The sequence below is a fragment of the Burkholderia sp. KJ006 genome, assembly GCF_000262695.1.
Taxonomy (GTDB): domain Bacteria; phylum Pseudomonadota; class Gammaproteobacteria; order Burkholderiales; family Burkholderiaceae; genus Burkholderia; species Burkholderia vietnamiensis.
Map to the genome: position 1 here is coordinate 245,547 of NC_017921.1, position 14,943 is coordinate 260,489.

12 protein-coding genes are annotated in these 14,943 nt (G+C 68.7%); 5 read left to right on the top strand and 7 right to left on the bottom strand.

Annotated elements, in window-relative coordinates; genetic code table 11:
- Nucleotides 1-131 precede the first annotated feature (131 nt).
- Nucleotides 132-1,916 carry a phospholipase D-like domain-containing protein gene (locus MYA_RS15260; RefSeq protein WP_014724052.1) on the bottom strand — a complete coding sequence of 595 codons (1,785 nt, stop codon included), beginning with the start codon at nt 1,914-1,916 and terminating at the stop codon, nt 132-134.
- Between the two features lie 104 nt (nt 1,917-2,020).
- Nucleotides 2,021-2,779 (bottom strand): DeoR/GlpR family DNA-binding transcription regulator, encoded by a 759-nt coding sequence (locus tag MYA_RS15265; RefSeq protein ID WP_014724053.1) that lies wholly within the window; start codon nt 2,777-2,779, stop codon nt 2,021-2,023.
- Between the two features lie 200 nt (nt 2,780-2,979).
- Here MYA_RS15265 and MYA_RS15270 point away from each other — a divergent pair, with 200 nt between their 5' ends.
- The 3 genes from MYA_RS15270 to nadE all read left to right on the top strand — a co-directional run bounded on the left by MYA_RS15270 (nt 2,980) and on the right by nadE (nt 5,522).
- Nucleotides 2,980-3,165, top strand: a complete 186-nt coding sequence (locus tag MYA_RS15270) for a hypothetical protein (RefSeq protein WP_011880876.1) — start codon at nt 2,980-2,982, stop codon at nt 3,163-3,165.
- 201 nt (nt 3,166-3,366) lie between these two features.
- Nucleotides 3,367-4,236 (top strand): DMT family transporter, encoded by an 870-nt coding sequence (locus tag MYA_RS15275; protein ID WP_014724055.1) that lies wholly within the window; start codon nt 3,367-3,369, stop codon nt 4,234-4,236.
- Nucleotides 4,237-4,673: 437 nt separating this feature from the next.
- On the top strand, nt 4,674-5,522 hold the full coding sequence (nadE, locus tag MYA_RS15280; protein ID WP_014724057.1) for an ammonia-dependent NAD(+) synthetase: 849 nt from the start codon (nt 4,674-4,676) through the stop codon (nt 5,520-5,522).
- Between the two features lie 23 nt (nt 5,523-5,545).
- On the opposite strand, the gene MYA_RS15285 is transcribed toward nadE, so the two are convergent.
- From MYA_RS15285 to MYA_RS15295, 3 genes are all read right to left on the bottom strand, one after another.
- Nucleotides 5,546-7,222, bottom strand: a complete 1,677-nt coding sequence (locus tag MYA_RS15285) for a S10 family peptidase (RefSeq protein ID WP_011880879.1) — start codon at nt 7,220-7,222, stop codon at nt 5,546-5,548.
- Nucleotides 7,223-7,294: 72 nt separating this feature from the next.
- Nucleotides 7,295-8,881: a S53 family peptidase gene (locus tag MYA_RS15290; protein ID WP_014724058.1), complete on the bottom strand. Its 1,587-nt coding sequence runs from the start codon at nt 8,879-8,881 to the stop codon at nt 7,295-7,297.
- 258 nt (nt 8,882-9,139) lie between these two features.
- On the bottom strand, nt 9,140-9,763 hold the full coding sequence (locus MYA_RS15295) for a LysE family translocator (protein ID WP_011880881.1): 624 nt from the start codon (nt 9,761-9,763) through the stop codon (nt 9,140-9,142).
- Between the two features lie 133 nt (nt 9,764-9,896).
- Here MYA_RS15295 and MYA_RS15300 point away from each other — a divergent pair, with 133 nt between their 5' ends.
- Nucleotides 9,897-10,361, top strand: a complete 465-nt coding sequence (locus tag MYA_RS15300; RefSeq protein ID WP_011880882.1) for an Lrp/AsnC family transcriptional regulator — start codon at nt 9,897-9,899, stop codon at nt 10,359-10,361.
- Between the two features lie 57 nt (nt 10,362-10,418).
- Here the strand turns inward: MYA_RS15300 and MYA_RS15305 are convergent, their stop codons facing one another.
- Nucleotides 10,419-11,330 carry a LysR family transcriptional regulator gene (locus MYA_RS15305; RefSeq protein WP_011880883.1) on the bottom strand — a complete coding sequence of 304 codons (912 nt, stop codon included), beginning with the start codon at nt 11,328-11,330 and terminating at the stop codon, nt 10,419-10,421.
- Nucleotides 11,331-11,469: 139 nt separating this feature from the next.
- On the opposite strand from MYA_RS15305, the gene speB reads away from it, so the two are divergent.
- Nucleotides 11,470-12,426 carry an agmatinase gene (gene speB, locus MYA_RS15310; RefSeq protein WP_011880884.1) on the top strand — a complete coding sequence of 319 codons (957 nt, stop codon included), beginning with the start codon at nt 11,470-11,472 and terminating at the stop codon, nt 12,424-12,426.
- A gap of 105 nt (nt 12,427-12,531) precedes the next feature.
- Here speB and metE read toward each other — a convergent pair whose 3' ends face one another.
- On the bottom strand, nt 12,532-14,835 hold the full coding sequence (gene metE / locus MYA_RS15315; protein WP_014724060.1) for a 5-methyltetrahydropteroyltriglutamate--homocysteine S-methyltransferase: 2,304 nt from the start codon (nt 14,833-14,835) through the stop codon (nt 12,532-12,534).
- Nucleotides 14,836-14,943: the final 108 nt, after the last annotated feature.

Sequence of the window (14,943 nt, forward strand, 5' to 3'; positions counted from 1 at the left end):
CCGCGCGAACGCGTCCGCGAGCCACGTGCCGCGGGCGCCTCGTGCGCGCAATCGCAGGCACTTCCCTTCCCGCAACGAGCGCAGCGCCGCGTGCCGCCGAATGACCCGCGGCGGATTCGCGACGTAGCGCGTCAGTCCGTCGGCGCGACCGACGCCAGCGCGATCCGCGCCTTCTGTTCCGGGCTTCCCGCCACGAAGTACTTCTTCGCCCAGCTCGCGTCGGGCGCCAGTGCAAGCCGCCGCTGCGCGCCGCCGCCACGCCGTTTCGTGTCGATCGACAGCGCGCGTGCGCGGTAGTGCTCGTAGAGCCGCAGGAATTCCGCGAGATAGATCGCCGCGATCCGCGCGTCGCGAATCTCGAGCAGGTTTTCGTCGTTGTATTGCTCGGAATTGCGGCTCATGTTCGCCGAGCCCGTGTACACGACCGGGTTCGCGCCTTCCGCATCGATCACGATGAACTTGTGGTGGACCACGACCGGCGGATAGGCGGGCGCCGGCTCGCCGGGAAACAGGCGCAGCTCCGGCTCGAAACCCTGCGGCACCGTCGCCGGCGAGAAGTACGCGGCGTCGATCACGTCGCGATGATCGCGCCGGCGATGGTAGAGCTCCAGATTCGCGAGCGTCGCCGCATCGAGCGTGCGGCCGTCGTGCTGCGCCGCCTCTGCGTTCGCCGCGCCGGCGACATTGATGCGGTTCACCAGACCGAACATCATCAGCCCGCGATCGCCGGCGGCAAAGCATGCGTCGCGCAGCGCCGCGTCCGTCGGCATGAAGAGACAGAACGACACCGAGTGCTTCGCGGCCGCGATCGCGGCGACGATCGCATCGATCGCGGTGCGCTGCCCCGCCGGCTCCGGCGAGAACGCGACGCGCACCTGCGCACTGCCGATCGCGAGCGCCTCGGACCAGCCCGGCGACAACTTCGCCGTCTCGGCGATCGACGGATTCGCGGCCAACGCATGCGCACGAGCTTCGTACAACGCAGCCAGCGCCGGCGAGTCGAACGCATGCAGCACGTTGGCCTGCTCGGTCAGCCCTTCGGTCGTGAAGTTCGCGGAACCGGTCAGCACGCGCGCGGGCAGCGCCGCATGCGCCGGCGTGTCGGTCACGATGAACTTGTCGTGCATGATGTGCGTGCGGTCGCGCGGCGCGAGCGTCGCGAGGCCCCGCAGCGCGTCGACGGCCGGCTGGTTCGGCGACGGCAGCGGCGGCTCGTTCTTGCGGGCGATCGCGTGCGCGTCGTAGACGATCGCGAGCGACGCGTCGCCATGCCTGCGCCCGAACGCTTCGAATGCGGGCAGCGCCCACAACGTGTCGGTCAGGTGATAGACGGCCGATGCCGCGCGCGATGCGCGGTCGAGCATGTTTGCGAACACCTGCTCCATGTCGTTCGCGAGCCAGGTGCGCAGCTTCAGCGCCTGCGCCGCGCTCGGCGCGTGGTTCGGCGCGACGCCCAGCGCCGCGACCTGCTTCGCGAACGCCTGCGAACTCACCACCGCGCGGTTGAACCACGTGCCGATGCCGTCCACGATGTGCGCGGGCAGCACGATGTCGCACGCACCGGCCTCGGCGTCGAGCACCTGCAGGCGCTCGGGCGTGCCGACCACCGGAAACACGTCATAGCGAAAAGATGCGCCGCGATCCTGCGGGTCGATGCGCGCGTCCCACCACATGAACTTCTGGATCGGCGCCTGATCGGTCGGCGCGTCGCCCTGCGTGTCGGCGGCCGGGCCGTCGAACGTCAGCCGGTTCGGCAGCCAGCTGTCCGGTGCGCGCGTGCGGCCGTCGGCCGAGCGGAATCCCGGCGTGCGCCGGATCGCGAAGCCGAGAAAGTCGCTGCGCGACGCGGCGTCGGGCCAGTCGAAGGCCAGCAGCACCAGGGTCGGGGAAAGATAGCTGCGTACGCTGACGGTCATTCATTGCTCCTGCCGTGCGGGCCGAGCCAGAGGAAGGAGTCAGTGTCGGCGGCGGTTCTTCCCGCGCGATGACGGTCGGATGAACGTTCCGTGTCCGCGCAGCGTCAGTCGCAGACGAGCAGCTCGATGCCGCGTGCGGTCAGCGCGCGGCGCACGGACTTGTCCGGCGCGCGCTCGGTGACGAGATATCGCGCGGCCGACGTGCCGTTGATCCGCACCGGCGTCACGCGGCCGAACTTGGAGTGATCGGCGACGATGATCGCCGTACCGGCCGCCGCGATCATCCGGCTGCGCACTTCGGCCGCGAGCCGCGAGTAATCGGTGCAATCGCCGTCGACGGTGATCCCGCCCGCGCCGACGAACGCGAAGTCGACGTGGTATTGCGCGAGCTGCTGGATGGTGTCGAGCCCGAAGGTGGCGTCTTCGTCGTCGGACAGTTCGCCGCCGAGCAGCGTCACGCGATTGCCGTTGCGACGCGCCAGCACGAAGGCGGTGCGCCAGTCGTTGGTGTAGACCGACAGCCGGTGCCGGTCGGTGAGCGCGAGCGCGACCGCATGCGGCGTGCTGCCCGAGTCGATCAGCACCGACGCGTCGTCCGGCACCAGCTCGGCCGCGCGCCGCCCGATCGTGCGCTTCGCGGCGGCGTTCGCGGCCTCCCGCTCGGACAGGCTCGGCTCGCGCCGCTCGGCCGCCAGTGCGCCGCCGTGCGTCATCACGAGCAATCCGCGTGCGGCGAGCGCGTTCAGGTCGCGCCGCACGGTTTCGCGCGACACGTCGAGCGAGCGCACGAGTTCGGCGACCGACAGCGCACCCGCGCGTCCGAGCTCCGACAGGATGTATTGATGACGTTGTTCCGCCAGCATCGCAAGACGCCCGAGGCGACTGGTGGTGAAAGAGCCGCTCATTGTATTACGGCGGTTTGACGGGCATTTGACGGCATCGGTGCGCGGGCGCGCGCGACGAATGCGAAATTCTGTATTGCCCGATGTGCGTGAATCGGCACGGCGCGCGATTGCTACACTCTTGCGTTCCGCCGACCGACAGCCATCAAGGGGCTCGCGCAATGTATCGCAAAGGCAGTGTGCTCGAAATCCAGTTTCCGCCGGAACGACTCAACGACGGCGCCGGCGATCCGTACTGGATCGACCTGACGCTCGACGAGGCGCGCCGCCTGTATGAACAACTCGCCGCGCGCTTCGCGACCGAGGCGCGCGCGAATCAGCCGCTCGATACGTTCTCGCTCGACTGATCCCCGCTTCGGCGCGCCCGATGCGCGGTGAGCGGTGAGCGGTGAGCGGTGAGCGGTGAGCGATGAGCGGCGAGCGGCGAGCGCATCGTCGCACGCGGCGACGCGACCGGCCGAGTGCAGAATCCGACAAGACGCCGACGCCGCCCTGTCCGATACTGACCGGCTCCACGTTCCGTCCGGCCGTATCGCGGCCCGCCACGCATGCTGAACTCCATCGTCGCCGCGGCTTTCGTCGCGCTATGGTCGACCGGCTTCATCGTCGCTCGCGCGATCAAGCCCTACGCCGATCCGAACCTGTTCCTGCTCGCGCGTTTCGCGGGCACGGCCGTGTTGTTCGGCGCGGTCGCGCTCGTCGCGCACGCGCCGTGGCCGGCGCGCCGCGAATGGCCGCGCCATCTGATCGCGGGCGCGTTGCTGCAAGGCGTTTATCTCGGCGCCAGCTATTGGGCCGTCGCGCAGGGGCTCAATGCGGGCGTGATGGCGTTGCTCGGCGCGCTGCAGCCGCTCGCCACCGCCGTGCTCGCCGTGCCCTTGTTCAACGAGCGGCTGCCCGCGCGCGGCTGGCTGGGAATGGCGCTCGGACTTGCCGGCGTCGCGCTCGTGCTCGCGCCGAAGGTGACGGGCGGCGTCGCGCCGCCGCCGGGCGCCGCGCCCGCATGGTTCGTCGTCGCCGTGTCGGTGCTGTCGGTCGGTTCGATCACCGCCGGCTCGCTGTACCAGAAGGGCAAGCTCGCGCAGAACGACCTGCGTACCGCCGTGGCCGTGCAGAACCTCGGCGCGGCGATCGTCGCGGCGCTGTTCGTCGTGCTGCTGCACGAAACGCGCTGGATCGGCGCGCCGGCGCTGTGGGTGTCGCTCGCATGGGGCGTCGTGTTCCTGTCCGGCGGCGCGGTCACGATGCTGATGTGGATGCTCCGGCGGGGCAATGCGGCGCGCGCGACGTCGTTGCTGTTCCTCGCGCCGCCGCTCGCCGCGCTGCAGGGCTATCTGCTGTTTGGCGAGACGCTCGCGGCCGTCCAGCTCGGGGGGTTCGCGCTCGCGCTGGTGGGCGTCGTGCTCGCGCGGCGCTGATGCGAGGTCGGCGCGCGGTTGCGCGCGAGCGAAGCGCCGACGCATGTGCGCGGTCGTACGCCATCGACGCCGTCGCTGCACGTAGGCGCAGCACCGGCGCACGTGCATGTGCACGGTCGCGCGCCACCGCTTCCGTCGCTGCCGCAAGCGACGCACCGGCGCACGCGTGAGGCGCGCGCCGTCGCCGCCGTCGTCGCACGCAGACGGAGCGCCGTTCGCGTGCGCGGCCGTACGCCATTGCACGCAACCGAAGCATCGGCGCAAGCGGGCGCCCGCCACCACGCCACCGTCCTTGCACGCAACCAAGCCCCGCCCCCTGACGCCCCCACGCATCTCCCCGATGCAACTCACCCTCCCCACGTGCACGCGCCGCGCGGCACCCGCCCGCGATTGCGCTTATGATGAGCGCCTCGAATTTTCGTTCCGGAACCACTGACATGACATCCGCCGATTACGCCAGCCGCCAACGCGCGATCATCGCCGAACTGAACGTCGCCGCACACTTCGACGTCGACGCCGAAATCACGCGCCGCGTCGATTTCCTCGCGCGCTATCTTCGTTCGAGCGGCATGCGGACCTACGTGCTCGGCATCAGCGGCGGCGTCGATTCGTCGACGGCCGGGCGGCTCGCGCAACTCGCGGTCGAGCAGTTGCGCGCCGACGGCTACGACGCGCGCTTCATCGCGATGCGCTTGCCGAACGGCGTGCAGAACGACGAAGCCGACGCGCAGCGCGCGCTCGCGTTCGTGCGCGCCGACGAGACCTTCACGGTCGACGTGAAGCCAGCCGCCGACGCGATGCTCGCGTCGCTGGTCGCGTCCGGTCATGCGTTCGAAACCGCCGCCCAGCAGGACTTCGTGCACGGCAACATCAAGGCGCGCGAGCGCATGATCGCGCAATACGCGGTGGCCGGCGCGCGGCGCGGCATCGTGATCGGCACCGACCACGCAGCCGAATCGCTGATGGGCTTCTTCACGAAATTCGGCGACGGCGGCGCGGACGTGCTGCCGCTCGCCGGCCTGAGCAAGCGCCGCGTGCGCGCCGTCGCTCGCGCGCTCGGCGGCGACGAGCTGATCGTGATGAAGGTGCCGACGGCCGACCTCGAGGAACTGCGTCCGCTGCGCCCCGACGAGCACGCCTATGGCGTCACCTACGACGAGATCGACGACTTCCTCGAAGGCAAGCCGGTCTCGGACAACGTGTACGAAACCGTGCTGCGCTTCTACGACGGCTCGCGCCACAAGCGCGCGCTGCCCTACACGCCGTTCGACTGGCCGGCCGCGTAAGCCGGCCCGGCTCGCGGGCGACGCTACGCGCGCCCGCCGCCCTTCTTCGCCTGCAGTGCGCGGATCCGCATCCGCGCGCCGGTATCGCTGACGGTCGCGTCGTACATCGTCGCGAGATCGCGCTTGAGCGCGGTACGCGAACCGCCGTCGAGATACACCATGTGCCCGGACGGATAGAAGCGCGCGGACAGGTTCTGCCGCACCTTCTGATCCTCGAGCGGCATCTGCTGCAGGTCGATCACGGTCTGGTAGAACGGCGTGACGAAATCGTACAGGCCGTTCGCCGACAGCACCTTCAGGTCGACGTTCAGCGCCATCACCGCGGCAAGATCGCCGGCCGTGTAGAGGATCACGTTGCCGTTCGCATCGGTGCCCTGCTGCGCGCCGGTCGGGTCGATGTGGCCGAAGTCCCAGTTGCGGAACGCCTGGTCGTTCAGGTCCGTGAACGCCGAGGTCGACGTGAACTTCAGCTGCTCGTTCAGATAGCTGTTCCACATCGCCGTATAGACGCCCGTCACGGCGGTCATGGTCGGATCGTTGCCGCCCGAGTTCGGATCGATCTTGCCGGCGATGCCCGACGAAATCCCGGTCACACGGCCGTCGTACGAACCGAGCGCGAGCCCGCGCGCATGCAGCAGCGTCGTCAGGAACACCGAGTTGCCGCGCGCGTCGTAGCCGGCGATGTCGAGCCCCCACGCCTGCAGCGTCGCGGTATCGATGCCCGTGTAGTCGGACAGCTTCTGCACCACGGCGGCGTCCGCATGCGGCACGTTGCGCAACGCGCTCAGGTAGTCGGTGCGCGCGAACTGCGCGACCTCCTCGACGAACGCGCCGAGATCGGCCGGCGCCGGCTCGATGCCGAGCTTCTTGTGATACCACGCGTCGGCGGCCGCGGTCGGCAGCGCGCCGACCGGGTTGCCGGCCTGCCGGTAGTCGAGGATCGACGACTGCAGCGTGATGCCGTTCAGGTCGACGCCGTCCTCGTGCAGCTTGTAGGCGAGCACGCAGCTGCGCGCGGTGCCGTACGACTCGCCGAACAGATACTTCGGCGAATTCCACCGGTTGTTCTTCGTCAGATAGCGCTTGATGAACTGCTTCAGCGAGTCCGCGTCCTGGTCGACGCCCCAGAAATTGCGGTTCTTGTTCGGCGCGACGGCCGCGGAATAGCCGGTGCCGACCGGGTTGATGAACACCAGGTCGCTATGGTCGAGCATGCTGTCCGGGTTGTCCTCGATCTGGTACGGCGCGGGCGGCGTGAAGCCCGGCATCGACGTCTTGATGCGCTTCGGCGCGAACGAGCCGAGCAGCACGAACACCGACGACGAACCCGGCCCGCCGTTGTAGAAGAACGTGACGGGGCGCGTCTCCTCCTTCGCATCGTCGGCGGTGAACGCGACGTAGAAGATCTTCGCGGCCGGCTGCGAGCTGCTCGGGTCCACCGTCACGAGGTGGCCGACGGTCGCCGTGTACGCGATACGCTTGCCGTCGAGCACGATCGTATGGTGCGTGATGGCGGCGGCTTCGGTCGTGTCGGTCACCGAATCGTCGGGGCCGTTGCCGTACGCGACCGGATCGAAGAACGGCTGGTCGCGGCCGCGAGCGAGCGCAACCGGCGCGACGCTCGGCGGCACGCCATGTGAGTTGTGGTCGCCGTGATGCAGCGGATACACGCCGCCGGAAGATGCGGAATCGATGCCCATCGTGCTGCTCCTGGAGGTGAAAAAAGACGCGGGCAGACGACCCGCGTCGGAAGGAAAGGCAATGCCGATGCGTCAGCTCGACGGCTTGCGCGCGAGGAGCGCAGCGAGCTTCGCGCCGTCGGGGCTGCCGAGGCCCGTGCACGCATCCCAGCCCGGTGCGGCCGCATACGTGCCGTTCGAGCCCTTCGTGATGTCGCGCAACGCGTCCGGATGCTTGTACAGCACCGGATTGATCCAGCCGGCCGACGTGCCGGACGCCGCGTTGATCCGCGCGATCAGCGCGGCCCACAACGGCGCGACCGCGCTCGTGCCGCCCATTACCGCGGGCGTGCCGGCCACCGCCACCTCGTAGCCCGTCTGCGGCGACGCATCGCCCGCGACGTCCGGCACGCCGCGCTTCGCAAGCGGCGCGCGGCCGCCGTCGACGCGCGCGACGTTGAGCCCCTGCTGCCAGGCCGGCACGTCGAACATCGTGCTGACGCCACCGCCACCCGCGCCGCCGCCGGCCGACTCGTCGTTCCACGCGACCTCGCTGCGGATGCCCTGCCCCGGTAGCGCATCGAGCTGCGTGCCGCCGCAGCCGAGCACGTACGGGCTCGACGCGGGGAAATCGACGTGGTCGGCGCCGTCCTGCAGCCCGTCGCCGGAGCCGCTGTCGCCCGATGCCGCGCACACCGTGATCCCTTGCGCGGCGGCGGCCTGCAGCACGCGGTTGAACGCGTGCGCCGATTGCGCCTGCCAGATCGCTTCCGGGCCGCCCCAGCTGATCGAGATGACCGACGGCCGATTGGTCTTGTCGGTGACGGCCGCGTTGACCGCCTGAATGAAGCCCGCGTCGCTGTTCGGCGCGAAGTAGACGGCGATCTTCGCGGCTGGCGCGATCGCGCCGGCGATTTCGATGTCGAGCGCGACTTCGCCGTCGGGGCCGCTCGCCTCGCCGGTCGGCGCGTTGCGGCCGGTGCCGACGTTCACGTCGACGAGCGTCGGCGGCTTGTCGATGCCGAGCCCGCGGAAATACTGCGCGATGTCGGCCGCGCGATAGCCGCCGCCCAGCTCGACGATCGCGATGCACTGGCCGGCGCCGTCGCCGGCCGGAAAGCCGTACAGCGACGCGAGCTGCACCGGGGTAAAGGTGACCGCGGCGCCGCGCGCGGGTTTGAACGGCGGACGCAGCCGGAAGTGCGGCCGTGCCTGCGGACGGCTGTCGAGGCCGAGCACCGCCGTGACGGCATCGCCAAGCTCGTCCGGCAGCGCGATCGGGCCCGTGCGGCCGCGATACTGGCCGATCGCGCGATGCTCGAACCGCTCGAGCTTCACGCTGAACGCCGCTTCGAACTGCTGGATCGTGCCGGACAGCACGACGACGCTTTCGACCGGATCGACGCGATCGACCGTCAGCTGATGACGGTGCGCGAATTCCTCGGTCTTGCGGATGTCGTCGGGATCGGCGGAGAAACGCTGCGCGAATGCATCGCGCGACAGCGGTTTGGCGCTCGCGTCGCCGGCCGCGAGCTGGTGAACCAATGCATCGAGTTGCCCTTCTTCCCGCCGCCGCAACATGATCGTGACGTGGATGCGTTCTGCCGGATCGCACTGGCCGAGGCATGTCGACTCGGCGACGATGCGGGGTTCACGGTCGGCTTGAAGATGCCTTGCCATGTTCAGACCCTCCTATGTACCGCGTTGCACGGAACAGCCAGGAAATCGGACAGGGCCAGCGGAAGACGGTTCCGTTCGGTCAGTCGGTTCGCCACGCGGCGAAGTTCAAGGAAGTTTAGAACAGTCAGAGGATTTGCGCGCGGCGCCAGGCGGGCCGGCGCAGCGCTTGGCCGGCCGGCCGCGCGCACGGCGCGCGTTCGATGACGCATCGCACCACGCTGCCCGTCGAGCGGCGCGGCCAGCCTGCGACGGCGCCCCTCAGTCCATCGACAGGCGCAGCGCGAAGCCGATCAGCGCGGCCGAGAAGGTCCAGCGCTGCACCGTCTGCGCGAGCGGGTGCGCGCGCATCCACGCGGCGATGCGCGACGCGCCGAACACGCAGGCGAGATCGAAGCACACGCCGGCCGCGACGAGTAGCGCGCCGAGCTCGAACATCTGCCACACGACCGGCCCGGCGTCGGTGCGCACGAACTGCGGCAGCAGCACCGAGCAGAACAACAGCGCCTTCGGGTTCAGCAGGTTCGTCAGCAGTCCCTTGAAGAACGACTGGCGCAGCGCGCTCGCGGCGGCCGCTTCGGCGTCGCCGAGCGCGAATACCGGCGAGCGGAACACCTGGATCGCGACATACGCGAGATACAGCGCGCCGCCGTAGCGGATCACTTCATACAGCCACGGCGCGCTCCGAATCAGCGCCGCGACGCCGCACGCGGACAGCGTCACGTGCACCGCACGCGACAGCGACAGGCCGGCGGCCGCCGCGAGGCCCGGCCGCACGCCGCGGCCGATGCTGGTCTGCAGCACGAGCGCCATGTCGGGCCCCGGAACCGCGTAAATGGCCGCCAGCGCGGCGAGATAGATCAACAGCAAATGCGTGGAAATCATGGTCGGGCTCGTCCTTCGATGACGATATGTTGCCGTCGAAGGCGGAGCGCTTATTGGCCATCTTTCGTTCCGTATTGCCGGTTCGTGGCGGAATCCCCCACAATTGGCCGATCTTAAAACGGATTCCGCCACCATGACCGAACTCGACAAAACCGACCGCGCGATCCTCGCGGCCGTGCAGCGCGACGGCCGGCTGCCGATCGCGCGCCTCGCCGACGCCGTCGGGCTGTCCGAAACGCCGTGCGCGCGGCGTCTGAAGCGCCTCGAAAACGACGGCTACATCGAGCGCTACCGCGCGCAGCTGTCGCGACAGGCGCTCGGCTTCGGCGTCGTCGCGTTCGTGCTCGTGCGGTTCGCGACGCACGACCGCAAGGTCGCCGACCGCTTCGAACGGGAAGTGCTCGGCATCGAGCGCATCCTCGCGTGCCACAACGTCGCGGGCACGGCCGACTATCTGCTGCAGGTGGTCGCGCGCGATCTCGACGACTACGGCACGTTCCTGCGCGATTCGCTGCGCACGCTGCCGGGCGTCACGTCGATCGAATCGGCGCTGTCGCTGCGGGAAGTGAAGCACGACGCGGGTTTGCCGGTGCCTTGATGCGAGCGACCGGGCGCGCCGGCACGACACGGGCCCAGGCGATCGGGAAGATCACCGTCATCCGGCATCGCCCGGCTGGTGCGCGCGCTCGAGGTCTTCGAGAAACGCGGCGACGAGCGGATCGCCGCGCGCGTCGCGCGCGACGACCATGTGGAACGTCACGTCGTAGCGCAACTGCTCGGGGTTGAGCGGCGCGAGCAGCCCCTGCGCGACGTACGGCGCCGCGAAGTGCTGCGGCAGGTAGCCGAGGTGATGGCCGGACAGGATCAGCAGCGCGACGGCCTCCATGTTGTCGGCGGTGGCGGTCACGCGATCGGGCGTCGTCGACATATGGGCCTCCGGCAGCGGATACGAGCGCCACGCCCATTCGAATTCCGCGACGTCGGCCGGGGTCAGCTGGCCGGCGCGCTCGAACAGCGGATGGCCGCGCCCGCAATACGCGATCTGGTGTTCGACGAACAGCGGCGTGTAGTGCAGCGACGGTACGCGGTGCCAGAAGTAGCCGACCGCGATCTGAATCTCGTTGCTCAGCAGCTTCTCCTCGAGATCGCCCGGCGTGCGCACCGAGATCGCAAAGCGCACGGCTTCGTCGCGCGTGCGGAACGCGGCGATCGCCTCGGCGATCCGCGCGTTCTGGCTCACCGGCGTATGGCCGATCAAGCCGATGTTGAGCGTGCCGACCAGCTGGCGGTCCATGTGACGCGCTGCCATCCCGAACTCGTCGAGCGCAGCGAGCAGCTTGCGGCTCATCGCATGGAACCGCTCGCCCTTCGGCGTGAGCCGGAAGCCGCTGCGGCCGCGCTCGCAGAGCCGGTAGCCGAGGCGCGTCTCGAGCGACGACAACTGCGCGCTGATCGTCGACTGGCCGACGTTGAGCATCGTCTGCGCGGCCGACACGCCGCCCGCGTCGGTCACCGCGAGAAACACGCGGATCAGCCGCAAATCGAGCGTCGACAGATTCCCGAGCACGCTATTCCCCTCCGATACATCGATGAAAGTCGATGTTTACGTCGACATGTTCGCATTCTTCTTTCGCGCGCGGCGCGCAAAACTATGCGCCAGGCCGCGTCGAATGATACGGCAACCCCATATCGACAGAGAACAGCCCATGAACGACCCTCTCCATTTCCAGCCGCTCGGCGGCAACGAAATGCCGCGCAGCGGCGGCATTGCGACCATGATGCGCCTGCCGCACGTCGCGAGCGCCGCGGGGCTCGACGCGTGTTTCGTCGGCGTGCCGTTCGATCTCGGCACGTCGAACCGTACCGGCGCGCGCTTCGGCCCGCGCCAGATCCGCACGGAGTCGGTGCTGCTGCGCCCGTACAACATGGCCACGCGGGCGGCGCCGTTCGATTCGCTGCAGGTCGCCGACATCGGCGACGTCGCGATCAATCCGTACAACCTGCACGATTCGATCGCCCGCATCGAGGCCGCGTACGACGCGATCCTCGCGCAAGACTGCAAGCCGATCACGCTCGGCGGCGACCACACGATCGCGCTGCCGATCCTGCGCGCGATCCATCGCAAGCACGGCAAGGTTGCATTGATCCACGTCGATGCACACGCCGACGTGAACGACACGATGATGGGCGAGAAGATCGCGCACGGCACGCCGTTTCGCCGCGCGGTCGAAGAAGGCCTGCTGCACGGCGACAAGGTCACGCAGATCGGCCTGCGCGGCACCGGCTATGCGGCCGAGGATTTCGACTGGTGCCGCGACCAGGGTTTTCGCGTCGTGCAGGCCGAGGCGTGCTGGAACCAGTCGCTCGTGCCGCTGATGGAGGAAGTGCGCGCGCGCGTCGGCGACACGCCCGTCTACATCAGCTTCGACATCGACGGCATCGACCCCGCCTACGCGCCCGGCACCGGCACGCCGGAAATCGCGGGCCTCACGGTGCCGCAGGCGCTCGAGATCATTCGCGGCGCGAAGGGGCTGAACATCGTCGGCTGCGATCTCGTCGAAGTCGCACCGCCGTACGACCCGTTCGGCACCACCGCGCTGCTCGGCGCGAACCTCGCGTACGAGCTGCTGTGCGTGTTGCCGGGCGTCGCGTATCGCGATTGATCGCGGCGCGGCATAGGGCGGGTTCCGGGGCGGCGCTGCGCCGGGAGCTTCCGCGCACGCGCTGGTTGCGCGAGCGCGGAGCCGGCGGGTTATCGGAACGCTTTATCAGAGCACGTTGCGCAGCTCGCTGCGCAACGTCTTCGCCGCGGCGACCATGTTCGTCAGCGCCGGCAGCACTTCCGCCCAGCGGCGCGTCTTCAGTCCGCAGTCCGGGTTCACCCACAGCCGTTGCGCCGGAATCCGCTCGGCGGCTTTCCTCATCAGGCCGACGATGTGCTCCTGCGTCGGGATGTTCGGCGAATGGATGTCGTACACGCCCGGCCCGATTTCATTCGGATACCGGAAGCCGTCGAACGCGTCGAGCAGCTCCATGTCCGAGCGCGACGTCTCGATCGTGATCACGTCCGCGTCCATTTCGGCGATCGACGCGATGATGTCGTTGAATTCCGAATAGCACATGTGCGTGTGGATCTGCGTGTCGTCGCGCACGCCGTTCGCGGCGATCCGGAACGCGTCGATCGCCCACTTCAGGTAGGCCGGCCATTGCGCACGACGCAGCGGCAGCCCCTCGCGCAGCGCGGCCTCGTCGATCTGGATCACGCGCACCCCGGCCCGCTCGAGATCGAGCACTTCGTCGCGGATCGCCAGCGCGAGCTGGTAGCACGACACCGAACGCGGCTGGTCGTCGCGCACGAACGACCAGTTCAGGATCGTCACCGGCCCGGTCAGCATGCCTTTCATCGGCTTGCTCGTCAGCGACTGCGCGTAGGCGATCCACTCGACCGTCATCGCGCTCGGTCGGCTGATGTCGCCGAACAGGATCGGCGGCTTCACGCAGCGCGACCCGTACGACTGCACCCAGCCGAACTGGCTGAACGCGTAGCCATCCAGCTGCTCGCCGAAATATTCGACCATGTCGTTGCGCTCGGCTTCGCCGTGCACCAGCACGTCGAGCTGCAGCGTTTCCTGTTCGCGCACGCTGCGTTCGATCTCCGCGTGCATCGCGTGGCGGTAGCCGGCTTCGTCGAGCTCGCCGGCCTTGAAGCGGCGGCGCGCGTCGCGGATCTCCGCGGTCTGCGGGAACGAGCCGATCGTCGTGGTCGGGAACAGCGGCAGCTTCAGGCGTGCCGACTGCGCGGCCGCGCGTTGCGGATACGCGCTCGCACGGTTGCCGAGCCGCGCGTCGATGCGCGCGACGGCGGTCTTCACCGCCGGGTTGTGCACGCGCGGCGAGCGGCACCGCGACTCGATCGCGGCCGCATTCTCCGCGAGGGCGTCGGCCACCGTGTCGCGCCCTTGGTTCAGCGCGGTCGCGAGCAGCTTCAGTTCGGCGAGCTTCTGCAGCGCGAACGCGAGCCATGAGCGGATCTCGGCGTCGAGCTTCTGCTCGCTCGCGAGATCGACCGGCACATGCAGCAGCGAACACGACGGCGCAAGCCACAGTCGCTCGCCCAGCTGCCGCGCGAGCGGCTCGAGCCAATCGAGCGCCGCGTTCAGGTCGGTCCGCCAGATGTTGCGGCCGTCGATCACGCCGACCGACAGCACGCGTGTGGCCGGCAGCGTGCGCGCCAGCACGTCGACCTCGTCGCGCGCATTGACGGCGTCGATGTGCAGTCCATCGACCGGCAGTGAAACGGCAAGCTCGAGATTGTCCTGAAGCGGGCCGAAGTACGTCGCGAGCAGCAGCTTGATGCGACGCGTCTCGAGCGCCTCGTATGCCGTGCGCAACGCACGCCGCCAGTCGGCGTCGAGCTCGGTGACGAGGATCGGTTCGTCGATCTGCACCCATTCGACGCCCTGCGCGGTCAACGTATCGAGCAGCGCCCCATACACGGGCAGCAGTTTCGGCAGCAGCGCGAGCCGGTCGGAGTCGTCCTTCGCCTTGCCGAGCCACAGATAGGTGACGGGGCCGAGTATCACCGGCTTCGCGTTCACGCGCTGCGCGTTCGCCTCGGCCAGTTGCTGCAGCAGTCGCGACGGGTCGAGCGAGAAGTTCGTGTCGGCGTGGAACTCCGGCACGATGTAGTGATAGTTGGTGTCGAACCACTTCGTCATCTCGCCGGCCGCCACGCCACCGCAGCAGCTCGCATGCTCGTGCGCGGAATGCGCGGAACGGCCGCGCGCCACGCGGAAATAGTTGTCGAGCGCGTCGCCGTGAAAGTCCTGCACGCGCTTCGGCAGATTGCCGAGCGTGAAGCTCATGTCGAGCACGTGGTCGTAGAACGCGAAATCGCCGAGCGGCGCGAGATCGAGGTCGCGCTGGTCGCTCCAGTGGCGCCGGCGCAGCGCGGCGCCGAGGGCCGTCAGCTCGTCGCGCGTGGCGTCGCCGTTCCAGTAGCGTTCGAGGCCGAATTTGAGTTCGCGCTGTGCGCCGATGCGCGGGAAACCGAGGTTGTGGGTCTTGACCATGAAGCCGCCGTCCAGAAGTAATAGAAGATTCGGCAGCCATCATAGGGATTTCGCCCCATGAAATAAAATGGCATTATTTCATTCATCCATTAACTTTGTTCATGTATT

Bases quoted from the DNA above. Each gene is read 5' to 3' on its own strand.
- MYA_RS15260 (WP_014724052.1), bottom strand. From the start codon at position 1,916: ATGACCGTCAGCGTACGCAGCTATCTTTCCCCGACCCTGGTGCTGCTG.
- MYA_RS15265 (WP_014724053.1), bottom strand. From the start codon at position 2,779: ATGCTGGCGGAACAACGTCATCAATACATCCTGTCGGAGCTCGGACGC.
- MYA_RS15270 (WP_011880876.1), top strand. From the start codon at position 2,980: ATGTATCGCAAAGGCAGTGTGCTCGAAATCCAGTTTCCGCCGGAACGA.
- MYA_RS15275 (WP_014724055.1), top strand. From the start codon at position 3,367: ATGCTGAACTCCATCGTCGCCGCGGCTTTCGTCGCGCTATGGTCGACC.
- nadE (WP_014724057.1), top strand. From the start codon at position 4,674: ATGACATCCGCCGATTACGCCAGCCGCCAACGCGCGATCATCGCCGAA.
- MYA_RS15285 (WP_011880879.1), bottom strand. From the start codon at position 7,222: ATGGGCATCGATTCCGCATCTTCCGGCGGCGTGTATCCGCTGCATCAC.
- MYA_RS15290 (WP_014724058.1), bottom strand. From the start codon at position 8,881: ATGGCAAGGCATCTTCAAGCCGACCGTGAACCCCGCATCGTCGCCGAG.
- MYA_RS15295 (WP_011880881.1), bottom strand. From the start codon at position 9,763: ATGATTTCCACGCATTTGCTGTTGATCTATCTCGCCGCGCTGGCGGCC.
- MYA_RS15300 (WP_011880882.1), top strand. From the start codon at position 9,897: ATGACCGAACTCGACAAAACCGACCGCGCGATCCTCGCGGCCGTGCAG.
- speB (WP_011880884.1), top strand. From the start codon at position 11,470: ATGAACGACCCTCTCCATTTCCAGCCGCTCGGCGGCAACGAAATGCCG.
- metE (WP_014724060.1), bottom strand. From the start codon at position 14,835: ATGGTCAAGACCCACAACCTCGGTTTCCCGCGCATCGGCGCACAGCGC.